Here is a 13748-nt window from a genome sequence, read left to right on the forward strand (position 1 = left end):
AGGGAGTGTGCTCGCCACAAACGTGTCAGGCTCCGAATAGCCTGTGGCGAGGGGATTTATCCCCGCTGGGCTGCGCAGCAGACCCCAGGCCAGTCGGTGCGGTGTGTCAGGCAGATGCGGTCAGTTGCATAGGGGCTGCCTCGCAGCCCGACGGGGATCAATCCCCTCGCCACAATGGATCGTCGATCCTGCAGGGCTACGCAGCCCTGTCCTTCAGCGCTCGGCGCAGGGCCACGAGCAGTTTGACCAGGTCTTGCGGGTCGAGTTGTTGCGGGGCTTTCACGTCGGCCATTTCAATTCTCCTTGTGAGTGTCACCAGAGCGCCTGGCAGTTGGCTGCGTTTCCTTGGCGGGTGATCAGGCCTGTCCTGCAGCGCAAGGAACATAGTCCTCCGGCAAGGCATGTGCAAATACTGTCGGTCAATCCGGCCAGTTCCATGCCGGCGCATCCAGCATCCCCTGGCCCACGATCCCGGTCTGTCCCAGGTCTTTTTCCAGCACGATGCAATTGCACTCGTCGTCCTTCTGCAAGGCCGTGATCAAGCGTCGGGCGTGGGAAACCACCCAGACCTGACAGTCCTGCGAAGCCCGGATGATCAACCGCGCCAGGGCCGGCAACAGGTCCGGGTGCAGGCTGGTTTCCGGTTCGTTGAGCACCATCAGCGAAGGTGGGCGCGGGGTGAGCAGCGCCGCGATCAGCAGTAGATAGCGCAAGGTCCCGTCCGACAGTTCGGCGGCGGACAGTGGGCGCAGCAAGCCATGTTGGTGAAACGCGATGCCGAAACGCCCACCTTGCAGCTTCTCGATCTGCAGCCGGGCACCCGGGAACGCATCGCCGATGGCGGCATGCAGGGCTTGGTCGTCACTGATTTCAAGAATGGTCTGCAGGGCGGCGGCCAGGTCGCGGCCGTCATGGTGCAGCACCGGCGTGCGGGTGCCCAGTTGTGGCTGGCGCACCGGGGCGTCGGCGTCGCTGCGAAAGTGGTCGTAGAAACGCCAGCGACGAATGAACTCGCGCATCTGTAGCACTTCCGGTGAAGTGCGCAGGCTGCCGACCTGGTCGAACAGGCTGTCGAAGGTGGGCGTGTGCTGGGCCAGGACGTCCCACGTCCGGCCGTCGCGGGCTCGGATCATCGGGCCGTGGCGATCCACCAGCAAGCTGGCGGGACGAAAGACCGGGCCGGCCCAGATGCACTCGCGCTTGATTTCAGGGTCCAGTGAAAACGCCGATGAACTCGGTTCCGGCAGGCCGAGGGCAATCGAATAGCTGAAGTCTTGTGCGGCGAATCCCAGGCGCAGGCGTTTGGTACTGAGCCGAACGGTAGCACCGATGGGCACTTCGCCGCTGCGCATGCGTCGGCTTATTTCCTCCGGCCCGGCCCAGAAGGTGGAGTCCAGTCCACCTTCGCGGGCCAGGGCGTTGACCACCCCACCCTGTGCGGTTTCTGCCAGCAGGCGCAGGGCGCGGTACAGATTGGATTTACCGCTGCCGTTGGGGCCGGTGATCAGGTTCAGCCGTCCCAGGGGGATGACCAGTTTGTTGATGGAGCGGTAGTTGGCCACCGCCAATGTCTTGAGCATGCCTATGTCCTTTGCATGGACGTCGGGCCAAGTCTGCCCGATTGCTGTGCTTTCAGTGAACCCTGTTCTAAGCTCACAGTCGTATCGTCACTGGTACGTCCGTACAACGCAAAGGAGTCTGCATGGCTGGTCCCGGAATCAAATTGATTGTTGGCTTGGGCGTGTGTGTGTTGTTGACGGGGTGCGGTGATAAGAAGGCCGAGGAAAAAGCCTTGCCACGGGTGTTCGTGCAGCAAGCCGTGCCCAGTGAATACGCCGCCTCGGTGACCCTGACCGGCGACGTGCAGGCGCGGGTGCAGGCCGATCTGTCGTTTCGCGTGGGCGGCAAGATCATCGAGCGCAAGGTCGATGTCGGCGACCGGGTCTCGGCCCGGCAAGTGCTGGCCCGCCTCGATCCCCGGGACTTGCAGACCAGCGTCGACTCCGCCGAGGCCCAGGTGGCAGCCGAGCAGGCGCGGGTCAAGCAGAGTGCGGCGGCGTTCGTGCGCCAACAGAAACTCCTGCCCAAGGGCTACACCAGCCAGAGCGAATACGACGCGGCCCAGGCCCAACTGCGCAGCAGTCAGAGTGCGCTGACCGCCGCACAGGCCCAATTGGCCAACGCCCGTGAGCAACTGAGCTACACCGCGCTGGTTGCCGAGGCCCCTGGCATCATCACGGCGCGCCAGGCGGAAGTCGGCCAGGTGGTGCAGGCCACGGAGCCGATCTTCAGCCTGGCCCGGGACGGCGAGCGCGACGCGGTGTTCAACATTTATGAATCGTTGTTGAGCGAAGCACCGTCGGACCCAGCCATCACCATCAGTCTGCTGGAAAACCCGGCCATCAAGACCACCGGCACGGTGCGGGAAATCACCCCGGCGGTGTCTGCCCAGACCGGCACCGTGCAGGTCAAGGTCACCCTCAATGATTTGCCCGAAGGCATGCGCCTGGGGTCGGTGGTCAGTGCCACGGCCAAGTCCGCCGGCAAGACGGCCTTCGAGCTGCCTTGGTCGGCCCTCACCAAGAACCTCAGTGAGCCGGCCGTGTGGCTGGTGGACGGCGAGGGCAAGGCGCGGTTGCAGACGGTGACGGTCGGCCGCTACCTGACCGGCAAGGTCATCATCAGCGACGGCCTCAAGGGCGGTGAGAAAGTCGTCACCGCCGGCGGACAATTGCTGCACCCCGGCGTAGGCGTCGAGATCGCTGAAAACACCTATGAAAAATCCACGCCGGGAGCCCAGCCATGAAGCGTTTGTGGATGGTCTCGGCCGGTCTCTTGTTGGCCGCCTGTTCCAAGGAGGAAGCACCGCCCGAACCGGTGCGTCCGGTGTTGTCCGTTGAGGTCCGGGCCCTCGACCAGCAGGCGCTCGGACGGTTCGCCGGGAACATCCAGGCGCGCTTCGAGAGCAACGTGGGTTTCCGCGTGCCAGGACGCATCGCCAGTCGCAATGTCGATGTCGGCGCCGAAGTGAAGAAGGGCGACCTGCTCGCCACGCTCGACCCCACTGACCAGCAGAACCAGTTGCGCGCCGCCCAGGGCGACCTGGCGCGGATCGAAGCGCAGTACATCAACGCCCAGGCCAATGCCCGTCGCCAGCAGCAATTGTTCGACCGTGGCGTCGGGGCTCAGGCGCAACTGGACATCGCCCAGACCGACCTGAAGACCACCGGCGCTTCCCTCGAACAGGCCAAGGCGGCGGTGCAGCAGGCTCGCGACCAACTCAACTACAGCGAGCTGCACACCGATCACGATGCGGTGGTCACGGCCTGGAATGCCGAAGCCGGGCAGGTGGTCACCGCCGGCCAGCAGGTGGTGACCCTGGCCCGCCCGGACATCAAGGAAGCGGTGATCGACCTGCCGGCCGATCTCGTCGACCGGCTGCCCGCCGATGTGGTGTTCGAAGTCGCCGCGCAAATGGACCCGAGCCTCCATACCACCGCTATCGTGCGCGAGATCGAACCCCAAGCCCAGAGCGCTACCCGCACCCGCCGCGCACGCCTGACGCTGAGCGACACACCGCCGGGTTTTCGCCTGGGCACGGCCATCAGCGTGACCCTGAGTTCAGCCATCGAACCGCGCATCGAGCTGCCGCTCAGCGCCCTGCAAGAGGTCGACGGCAAGGCGCGCATCTGGCTCATCGACCCGCAGAACCAGACGGTCTCGCCCCGCGAGGTACGGATCCTCAAGCGCTCGAATGACTCGGTGCTGGTGGCCAATGGCATCAAGGCCGGCGACCGCGTGGTCAGCGCCGGCGTGAACAGCCTCACGCCGGGGCAGAAAGTGAAACTCGACGAGGACGCACGATGAAAGGGCCTTTCAACTTATCCGAATGGGCCCTGCGGCATCAGTCGTTCGTCTGGTACCTGATGTTCGTGGCGCTGTTGATGGGCGTGTTCTCCTACATGAACCTGGGGCGGGAGGAGGATCCGTCGTTCACCATCAAGACCATGATTATCCAGAGCCGCTGGCCGGGCGCGACCCAGGAAGAGACCCTCAAGCAGGTCACCGACCGCATCGAGAAAAAACTCGAAGAGCTCGATTCCCTCGATTACGTCAAAAGCTACACCCGCCCGGGCGAGTCGACGGTGTTCGTGTACCTGCGCGATACCACCGGGGCCAAGGAAATCCCCGAGATCTGGTACCAGGTGCGCAAGAAGATCAACGACATTCGTGGCGACTTCCCCGAAGGCTTGCAAGGACCTGGTTTCAACGACGAGTTCGGCGATGTCTACGGTTCGGTGTACGCCTTCACCGGCGACGGTCTGTCGATGCGCCAGTTGCGCGACTACGTGGAGCAGGTGCGCGCCGAGATCCGTGATGTACCGGGCCTGGGCAAGGTGGAGATGGTGGGCGAGCAGGACGAGGTGTTGTACCTGAACTTCTCCACACGCAAGCTCGCCGCCCTGGGGATCGACCAGCGCCAGGTGGTGCAGAGCCTGCAATCGCAGAATGCCGTGACGCCTGCCGGGGTGATCGACGCCGGGCCGGAACGGATTTCCGTGCGCACGTCCGGGCAGTTCCAGTCGGAAAAAGACTTGGCCAACGTCAATCTGCGACTTAACGACCGCTTCTATCGACTGGCTGATATCGCCGACATTCGTCGCGGCTACGTGGATCCGGCCACACCGATGTTCCGCTTCAACGGTACGCCGGCCATTGGGCTGGCCATCGCCATGAAGAAGGGCGGCAACATTCAGGAGTTCGGTAAGGCCTTGCATGCGCGCATGAACGAACTGACCGCCGACCTGCCGGTGGGCGTTGGCGTGCACACCGTGTCGGACCAGGCCGAGGTGGTGGAAGAGGCGGTCGGCGGCTTTACCAGCGCCTTGTTCGAGGCGGTGATCATTGTATTGGTCGTCAGCTTCATCAGCCTTGGCGTACGGGCCGGGCTGGTGGTGGCCTGTTCGATTCCGCTGGTACTGGCGATGGTCTTCCTGTTCATGGAATACAGCGGCATCACCATGCAGCGGATTTCCCTCGGCGCGTTGATCATCGCCCTTGGCCTGCTGGTGGACGACGCGATGATCACCGTGGAGATGATGGTCACGCGCCTGGAAAAAGGCGACAGCAAGGAACAGGCCGCGACTTTTGCCTATACCTCGACGGCGTTCCCGATGCTCACCGGAACCCTGGTGACGGTCGCCGGTTTTGTGCCCATCGGGCTGAATGCAAGCTCCGCCGGTGAGTACACCTTCACCCTGTTCGCAGTCATCGCCGTGGCGATGCTGGTGTCGTGGATCGTCGCGGTGCTGTTTGCCCCGGTGATCGGCGTGCACATCCTCAGCACCGACGTCAAACCCCACAACGCCGAACCGGGGCGGATCGGCCGGGCGTTCAATGGCGGCCTGCTGTGGGCGATGCGCAACCGTTGGTGGGCGATTGGCATCACTGTATTGCTGTTCGTGCTGGCGGTGTTTTGCATGCGCTTCGTGCAGAACCAGTTCTTTCCATCGTCGGACCGGCCGGAAATCCTGGTGGACCTAAACTTGCCGCAAAACGCCTCGATGGACGAGACGCGCAAAGCCGTCGACCGCCTGGAGGCGACGCTCAAGGACGACCCGGACATTGCGCGCTGGAGCACCTACATCGGTGAAGGCGCGATTCGTTTCTACCTGCCGCTGGACCAGCAACTGCAGAACCCCTACTACGCCCAACTGGTGATCGTCAGCAAAGGCCTGGAGTCGCGTACCGCCCTTACGGAACGCCTGCAAAAGCGTTTGCGCGAGGACTTCGTCGGCATCGGCAGCTACGTGCAGGCCCTGGAAATGGGCCCGCCGGTGGGCCGGCCGATCCAGTACCGGGTCAGCGGCAAGGACGTCGACCAGGTGCGCAAGCACGCCATCGAGCTGGCCACCGAGCTGGACAAGAATTCTCACATCGGCGAAATCATTTACGACTGGAACGAGCCGGGCAAAGTGCTGCGCATCGACATCGCCCAGGACAAGGCCCGGCAATTGGGCTTGTCGTCCGATGACGTGGCCAGGCTGATGAACAGCATCGTCAGTGGCTCGCCGGTGACCCAGGTCAACGACGATATCTACCTGATCGATGTGGTCGGCCGTGCCGAAGACGCCGAGCGCGGTTCGCCGGAGACCCTGCAGAACCTGCAGATCGTCACCCCGGGCGGCACCTCGATTCCGTTGCTGGCGTTCGCCACGGTGCGTTATGAGCTGGAGCAGCCCTTGGTGTGGCGTCGTGACCGCAAACCGACCATCACCATCAAGGCTGCGGTGCGCGATGAGATCCAGCCCACCGACCTGGTCAAGCAACTGCAACCGGCCATCGACAAGTTCGCCGCTGGCCTGCCGGTGGGCTACAAGGTCGCCACGGGCGGTACGGTGGAGGAGAGCAGCAAGGCCCAAGGGCCGATCGCCAGCGTCGTGCCGCTGATGCTGTTCCTGATGGCGACCTTCCTGATGATTCAACTGCACAGCGTGCAGAAACTGTTCCTGGTGGCGAGCGTCGCGCCCCTCGGGTTGATCGGCGTGGTGCTGGCGCTGGTGCCGACGGGCACGCCCATGGGCTTCGTGGCGATCCTCGGGATCCTCGCCTTGATCGGCATCATCATCCGCAACTCGGTGATCCTGGTGACCCAGATCGATGAATACGAACGTGACGGCTACGAGCCCTGGGATGCGGTGGTGGAAGCCACCGAGCACCGGCGTCGGCCGATCCTGCTCACGGCGGCCGCGGCGAGCCTGGGCATGATCCCGATTGCCCGGGAAGTGTTCTGGGGGCCGATGGCCTACGCGATGATCGGCGGGATCATCATTGCCACCCTGCTGACGCTGCTTTTCCTGCCGGCGTTGTATGTGGCCTGGTACAAGATCCGCGAGCCCAAGCGCGATTGAAACATGGGCACATGTGGCGAGGGGATTTATCCCCGCTGGGCTGCTCAGCAGCCCCCTCAAAGGACAACCCCATTAACCTGACATACCGGGTTGGCTGCTTTTGGGGGCTGCTGCGCAGCCCAGCGGGGATAAATCCCCTCGCCACAAGGTGTAATGTGCCGGCCGCAAGATCAGCGCCAGCGCTCTTTATTTACGCAACAACCGCAACCCATTGAACACCACCAGCAAACTCACCCCCATGTCGGCGAACACCGCCATCCACATGGTGGCGAACCCGGCGAAGGTGACCCCGAGAAAGATCGCCTTGATGACCAGCGCCAGGGCGATGTTCTGCTTGAGGATGCTTGAAGTCTGCCGCGACAGGTGAATGAACGCCGGAATCTTGCGCAGGTCATCGTCCATCAAGGCGACATCGGCCGTTTCAATGGCTGTATCGGTCCCGGCCGCCGCCATGGCGAAACCGATTTCCGAGCGGGCCAGGGCCGGAGCATCGTTTATTCCGTCGCCCACCATGCCGACGCGGTGACCCTGGGCGTACAACGCTTCAATGGCTTGCAGCTTGTCTTCGGGCAACAGGTCGCCCCGAGCCTGGTCTATGCCCACCTGCGCGGCAATCGCGTCGGCGGTGTGGGCGTTGTCGCCGGTGAGCATCAAGGTCTTGATGCCCAGGTCATGCAGTTGCCGGATGGCTTCGCGGCTGGAGTCCTTCACAGTGTCGGCCACGGCAAACAGCGCCAAGGGGCCTGTAGCGTCGAGCAGCAGCACCACCGACTTGCCTTGTTTTTCCAGGGCGAAGAGTTTCTCTTCCAGTTCGGGGGAGCACAGGCCGAGGTCTTCCACGAGGCGGTGATTGCCCAGGTGATAAGTATGCCCGCCGATGTCGCCGCGCACGCCGCGCCCGGCAAGCGCCTCGAAGTCCACAACCTGCTGTGTCAGCTGCTTATCCACAGCCGCGTTGGCAATCGCCCGGGAAACCGGGTGGTCGGAGCGGGCGGCGAGGCTGGCGGCCAGGGCCGGAGCAGTGGTTTCCACGCTCGGGGCCAGCGCCACATAGTCGGTTTGCACCGGCTTGCCATGGGTGAGCGTGCCGGTCTTGTCCAGGGCCAGGTAGTCGAGCTTGTAGCCACCTTCCAGGTACACGCCGCCCTTGACCAGGATGCCTTTGCGCGCAGCGGCAGCGAGGCCGCTGACGATGGTCACGGGGGTGGATATCACCAGTGCGCACGGGCAAGCGACCACCAGCAGCACCAGCGCCCGGTAGATCCAATCGAACCACACCGCGCCCATGAACAGCGGTGGGATGATGGCGACTGCCAGGGCCAGGGCAAACACCGCCGGGGTGTAGATTTTCGAGAACTGATCGACGAAGCGCTGGGTCGGCGCGCGGGCGCCCTGGGCTTGCTCCACGGCATGGATGATCCGCGCCAGGGTGGAATGATCGGCCGCTGCGGTCACGGTGTATTCCAGCTCGCCGGCCTGGTTGATGGTGCCGGCGAACACCTTGTCGCCCACGGTTTTTTCCACCGGCAGGCTTTCGCCGGTGATCGGTGCCTGGTCAACGGTCGAGCGGCCAGCGACCACGTCACCGTCCAGGCCAACGCGTTCGCCCGGACGCACCCGCACCCGCGCACCGAGGGCAATGGCCTTCACCGCCTGCTCCAGCCAAGTGCCATCGGCTTGTTGCACGGTGGCTTGTTCCGGGGCCATTTGCATCAGGCCGCTGATAGCGTGACGCGCCCGGTCGAGGGATTTGGCTTCGATCAACTCGGCCACGGTGAACAGGAACATCACCATGGCCGCCTCGGGCCATTGGCCGATCAGCACGGCACCGGTCACGGCGATGCTCATCAGCGCATTGATGTTCAGGTTACGGTTCTTCAGGGCGATCCAGCCCTTCTTGTACGTGCCCAGGCCACCGCTGAGGATCGACACCAGTGCCACTAACGCGACCACCCAGTCTGGCGCGGCGCTGGTGAAGTGGATCGCTTCTGCGCCCACGGCCGTTACCCCGGATAGCGCCAGCGGCCACCAAGGCTTGGCCGGGGCGGGCAGGTCGTTGGTTTCCGGTTTCTGGCCCGCGATCAGCGGCTCGGCCTGCATTCCTAGGGATTCGATGGCCTTGATGATCGGCGCGTCGCTGGGTAAATCGTGGGTCACGCCCAGCACACGGTTGATCAGGTTGAATTCCAGTCGCTGCACGCCTTCGAGCTTGCCGAGCTTGTTCTGGATCAGTGTCTGCTCGGTGGGGCAGTCCATGGCTTCGATGCGGAAACTGCTCAGCCGCGCACCGTCCGTCGGCGTTTTGCCGAGGTTGACCACCGACGGCGCGGCTTTCGAGGCGCAGCAGGAATGCCCGTGGTCGTGGCCATGGGCGGGCTTATGGATGTGAAGGGAATCGCTCATTGGGTGACGTCCATGAAAAGTGCCTGTTGCGCAGTAAAGACCCTGTAGCCACTATAGGGTCAAGCACCTATTTGGGAGGCCGCATCATGAAGATCGGAGAACTGGCGAAAATCACTGACTGCCAGGTCGAAACCATCCGCTACTACGAGCGCGAAGGCTTGCTGCCGGAACCGGCCCGCAGCGACGGCAATTACCGCGTCTACACCCAGGCCCATGCCGAGCGGCTGACGTTCATCCGCAACTGCCGCACCCTGGACATGACCCTGGAAGAAATCCGCAGCCTGCTGGCCCTGCGCGACAGCCCCCAGGACCAATGCGAAAGCGTCAATGCGCTGATCGATGAACACATCCACCACGTCAAGGCGCGCATCGATGGCCTGCTGGCCTTGCAGGCACAACTGATCGACCTGCGCCATCGCTGTGGCGAAGGGCCGGACCTGGAGCAATGTGGCATCTTGCAGCGGCTGGAAATCAGTGGGGCGGTGGTGCCGGAGGCGGAGCCTTCGCATGTGGGGCGCAGTCACGGGCATTGAGGTGCCCTTGCCCACTGATCTTGACCCCATGGAGATCCAATGTGGGAGCGAGCTTGCTCGCGATAGCGGCTCAGCAGTCAACCTCTATGTTGAATGTAAGGGCCTCATCGCGAGCAAGCTCGCTCCCACAGGGGATTGTGGTGTGGCTTAGACGGCCATCGGCGCGGTCATTGGGGCATGGTGCTGGTAGCCTTCCAGGGAGAAGTCGCTCGGTTCGACCAACTCCAGCCACTCGGGCTGGTACACGCCGGTCTTGGCAAACTCCGGCACGCGCTCGGAAATCACCAGCCTTGGCATCGGGAACGGCTCGCGGGTGAGTTGTTCGTTGAGCATGTCCAGGTGATTTTCGTAGACGTGGGCATCGCCGATGAAATAGGTGAACCAGCGCGGCGTGTAGCCGGTCAGGCGACCGATCAGGCTCAGCAGCGCGGCGCCTTCGGTGAGGTTGAACGGCGTACCCAGCCCCAGGTCGTTGGAACGGATGTAGAGGGTCAGGGAAATTTCCCTGGTCTCGACATTGGGGTGGAACTGGTAGAGCAGGTGGCACGGCGGCAGGGCCATCTCATCGAGCTGGGCGCAGTTCCAGCCGTGGAACAGGATGCGCCGGCTGCCCGGGTCCTTGATGATGGTGTCGACGCACTGGCGAACCTGGTCGATGGCCTTGTACAGCACCACGTAGGCCTGGCCGTTTTCTTCGCCTTCGGCGATCTGCCGGTAACCCTGGGCCAGGGTCTGCTCGATGGCTGCCGGGTTGCTCACCGGGATCTGCTTGTAGGCCGGCCACTTGCGCCATTGCACGCCGTAGATTTCGCCCAGGTCGTCATCGCCCTGGCGGAACGGGTTGGCTAGCCATTGGGCATTTTCGTTGGCGTTCTGGTCCCAGACCTTGCAGCCCAGGGCTCGAAATTCGGCGGCATTGTTCACGCCACGAAGAAAACCGCACATCTCGCCGATGGCCGATTTGAAGGCCATCTTGCGGGTGGTGATGGCCGGGAACCCGTCCTTCAGGTCATAGCGCAGCATGGCGCCGGGGAAACTGATGGTGTTCACGCCGGTGCGGTTGGCTTGCTTGGTGCCGTTCTTGATGACGTGGGCCACCAGATCGAGATATTGCTTCATGGGTTACCTGTGTCCTTGAACCCGAGGCCTGCGCCCCGGGGTTCGAATTTAAACCTTGGCCGCCGCAGCCGGCGCGCGATGATAAGCCAGCCAGATCAGCGCCAGGCCACCGATGATCATCGGCAGGCACAGCACCTGGCCCATGGTCAGCCAGTTCCACGCCAGATAGCCCAGCTGGGCGTCCGGGACGCGGACGAATTCGACGATGAAACGGAAGATCCCGTAGAACAGCGCGAACATGCCCGACACCGCCATGGTCGGCCGCGGTTTGCGCGAGAACAGCCAGAGGATCAGGAACAATGCCACGCCCTCGAGGGCGAATTGGTACAACTGCGACGGGTGGCGCGGCAATTGCGCCGGGTCGCTGAACGGCGGGAAGATCATCGCCCACGGCACGTCGGTCGGCTTGCCCCACAACTCGGCGTTGATGAAGTTGCCAATGCGCCCGGCGCCCAGGCCGATCGGCACCATCGGGGCGACGAAATCCATCAGCTCGAAAAACGACTTGTTGTTGCGCTTGCCGAACCACAACGCCGCCAGCATCACGCCGATGAACCCACCGTGGAACGACATGCCGCCCTTCCAGACTTCGAAGATCAGCGTCGGGTTGGCCAGGTAGGCGCTCAGGTCGTAGAACAGCACGTAGCCCAGGCGTCCGCCGACGATCACGCCCATGGACAACCAGAACACCAGGTCGGAGAGCTTTTCCTTGTTCCAGGTCGGGTCGAAGCGGTTGAGTCGGCGCGACGCCAGCAGCCAGGCACCGCCGATGCCGATCAGGTACATCAGGCCGTACCAGTGGATTTTCAGCGGGCCGATGGCCAAGGCAACCGGATCGATCTGCGGGTAAGGCAGCATTGATATTCCTCGTAAACGTCAAAAATACCCGGGCGACCCTGTCACCTCGGGATTAAGCCAGGATTGCGTCAGAACAGAAAACTCAAGCCAACGCAGAATAGCAAGGCGGCGAACAACCGCTTGAGCAAGCGCGGTGACAGGCGATGGGACAGCCGCGCACCGAAACGGGCGAAGACCATGCTGGTCAAGGCGATGCCCAGCAGCGCCGGCAAATACACAAAACCGAGACTATGGGCCGGCAGCAGCGGATCGTGCCAGCCCAGAATCATGAAACTTAATGCACTGACCACGGCGATGGGCAGTCCGCAGGCCGATGAGGTCGCGACCGCTTGCTGCATCGGCACGCTGCGCCAAGTCAGGAACGGCACGGTCAGCGAACCGCCACCGATGCCGAAAATCGCCGAGGCCCAGCCGATCACCGTGCCGGCCACGGTCAACCCGGCCTTGCCCGGTACGGTGCGACTGGCCTTGGGCTTGACGTCCAGAGCCAGTTGCACGGCAACGATCAAGGCGAACACGCCAATGATCTTTTGCAGGTGCGGGCCGGAAATCGCTTCGGCGGTGATTGCGCCAAAACCGGCACCGATCAGGATGCCCACGGTCATCCAGGCGAACACCGGCCAGCGCACCGCGCCTTTGCGCTGATGCTCGCGTACGGCATTGACCGAGGTGAAGATGATCGACGCCAGGGACGTGCCGACGGCCAGGTGCGTCAACACCTGCGGGTCGAAGCCCTGCAGGGTGAAACTGAACACCAGCACCGGGACGATGATGATCCCGCCCCCCACGCCGAACAACCCGGCCAGCACGCCGGCGCAGGCGCCGAGCAGCAGATAGAGCACAAATTCCACCAGCCTCTCCCGCCCATCCCCGAAATAAGAGCGGCATGGTAACGGATCCAGGGCCCAGGGCTCCACTGAAGGCGATGGATGCCGGGGCGATGTGTGGGTAGAGTGATCCTTGGCTGCTTCGCAGCGGAACCTCTGTGGCGAGGGGATTTATCCCCGTTGGGCTGCGAAGCAGCCCTGAAAACCTGACAGCCGGATTTGCCAGGTTGATTGATTCGATAGTTTTGGGGCTGCTTCGCAGCCAGCGGGAATAAATCCCCTCGCCACAGAGGTGGAGTGTTTGGTTCATTCTTTTAACAGGACGACCTGATGTGCCTGATCGTATTTGCCTGGCGACCCGGCCACGCCCGGCCGCTGATCGTGGCGGCCAACCGCGACGAGTTCTACGCCCGGCCGACCTTGCCCCTGGCCCAATGGCCCGACGCGCCCCATATCCATGCCGGGCGTGATCTGGAGGCCGGTGGTACCTGGCTCGGCATTGGCGCCGACGGTCGGTTTGCCGCCCTGACCAACATCCGTGACCCGGGCCAGTTGCCGGCCTTCAAGTCGCGCGGTGAGCTGGTAGCTCGGTTCTTGACCGGGAATCTGTCGATTGCCGATTACCTCAGCGAAATCGTGCCCCGCGCGAACGAGTATGGTGGCTTCAACCTGCTGCTCGGCGATGGCACCGAGCTGTGGCACCACAATGCCCGAGATAACCAGCCCCAGCGGCTGGCCGAGGGTGTCTATGGTTTGTCGAACGCTGGGCTGAACACGCCATGGCCCAAATTGCTCAAGGCCCGGGCGGCCCTGGGCGAGGTGCTGGACGATCCGCAGCCCCAGGCCTTGTTGGCACTGCTGAACGACCCACAACCCGCGCCGGTGGCGGAACTGCCAGACACGGGCGTGGGCCTGGCGACCGAGATGCTGCTCTCGAGTGTGTTCATCGCCAGCCCGGCCTACGGGACGCGGGCGAGCACGGCGTTGATCGTCCATGCCGATGGAACGCGACACCTGGTCGAACGCAGCTTCGGCCCCCATGGGGGGCATCTGGGGGAGGTGGAGGTCAGGGCTTAGTTTTGCTGTGTCATTGCTGG

10 protein-coding genes are annotated in these 13748 nt (G+C 63.4%); 5 read left to right on the top strand and 5 right to left on the bottom strand.

The annotated features are described in order from the left end of the window. Nucleotides 1-419: 419 nt before the first annotated feature. A complete protein-coding gene (locus ACMTA2_RS02275) occupies nt 420-1580 on the bottom strand; it encodes an AAA family ATPase (RefSeq protein WP_413793542.1) in 1161 nt (386 codons plus the stop codon). Between the two features lie 122 nt (nt 1581-1702). Here ACMTA2_RS02275 and ACMTA2_RS02280 point away from each other — a divergent pair, with 122 nt between their 5' ends. From ACMTA2_RS02280 to ACMTA2_RS02290, 3 genes are read left to right on the top strand one after another with little or no spacing between them, the layout of a single operon-like run. Beyond that, nucleotides 1703-2806: an efflux RND transporter periplasmic adaptor subunit gene (locus tag ACMTA2_RS02280; protein ID WP_413793543.1), complete on the top strand. Its 1104-nt coding sequence runs from the start codon at nt 1703-1705 to the stop codon at nt 2804-2806. Beyond that, the gene (locus ACMTA2_RS02285) at nt 2803-3867 is read left to right on the top strand and encodes an efflux RND transporter periplasmic adaptor subunit (protein WP_413793544.1); all 1065 of its coding nucleotides are present in this window, start codon (nt 2803-2805) and stop codon (nt 3865-3867) included. The genes ACMTA2_RS02280 and ACMTA2_RS02285 overlap by 4 nt, the downstream gene beginning before the upstream one ends. Beyond that, nucleotides 3864-6911, top strand: a complete 3048-nt coding sequence (locus ACMTA2_RS02290; protein WP_413793545.1) for an efflux RND transporter permease subunit — start codon at nt 3864-3866, stop codon at nt 6909-6911. Before ACMTA2_RS02285 ends, ACMTA2_RS02290 begins: the two co-directional genes overlap by 4 nt. A gap of 186 nt (nt 6912-7097) precedes the next feature. Here the strand turns inward: ACMTA2_RS02290 and ACMTA2_RS02295 are convergent, their stop codons facing one another. Further along, nucleotides 7098-9314: a heavy metal translocating P-type ATPase gene (locus tag ACMTA2_RS02295; protein ID WP_413793546.1), complete on the bottom strand. Its 2217-nt coding sequence runs from the start codon at nt 9312-9314 to the stop codon at nt 7098-7100. 86 nt (nt 9315-9400) lie between these two features. Between ACMTA2_RS02295 and cadR the strand changes: the two genes are divergently transcribed. Beyond that, nucleotides 9401-9847: a Cd(II)/Pb(II)-responsive transcriptional regulator gene (gene cadR, locus ACMTA2_RS02300; RefSeq protein ID WP_413793547.1), complete on the top strand. Its 447-nt coding sequence runs from the start codon at nt 9401-9403 to the stop codon at nt 9845-9847. A gap of 147 nt (nt 9848-9994) precedes the next feature. On the opposite strand, the gene ACMTA2_RS02305 is transcribed toward cadR, so the two are convergent. From ACMTA2_RS02305 to ACMTA2_RS02315, 3 genes are all read right to left on the bottom strand, one after another. Next, nucleotides 9995-10966 (bottom strand): thymidylate synthase, encoded by a 972-nt coding sequence (locus ACMTA2_RS02305; RefSeq protein WP_413793548.1) that lies wholly within the window; start codon nt 10964-10966, stop codon nt 9995-9997. Nucleotides 10967-11014: 48 nt separating this feature from the next. Beyond that, entirely contained in the window at nt 11015-11824 is an 810-nt protein-coding gene (gene lgt, locus ACMTA2_RS02310) for a prolipoprotein diacylglyceryl transferase (RefSeq protein WP_039592606.1), read from the bottom strand. 68 nt (nt 11825-11892) lie between these two features. Further along, nucleotides 11893-12675 carry a sulfite exporter TauE/SafE family protein gene (locus tag ACMTA2_RS02315; RefSeq protein WP_413793549.1) on the bottom strand — a complete coding sequence of 261 codons (783 nt, stop codon included), beginning with the start codon at nt 12673-12675 and terminating at the stop codon, nt 11893-11895. Nucleotides 12676-12981: 306 nt separating this feature from the next. Between ACMTA2_RS02315 and ACMTA2_RS02320 the strand changes: the two genes are divergently transcribed. Then, complete coding sequence (locus tag ACMTA2_RS02320) at nt 12982-13728, top strand: NRDE family protein (RefSeq protein ID WP_413793550.1); 747 nt, start codon at nt 12982-12984, stop codon at nt 13726-13728. Nucleotides 13729-13748 lie beyond the last annotated feature (20 nt).

Source organism: Pseudomonas medicaginis (assembly GCF_965119365.1).
Lineage (GTDB): Bacteria > Pseudomonadota > Gammaproteobacteria > Pseudomonadales > Pseudomonadaceae > Aquipseudomonas.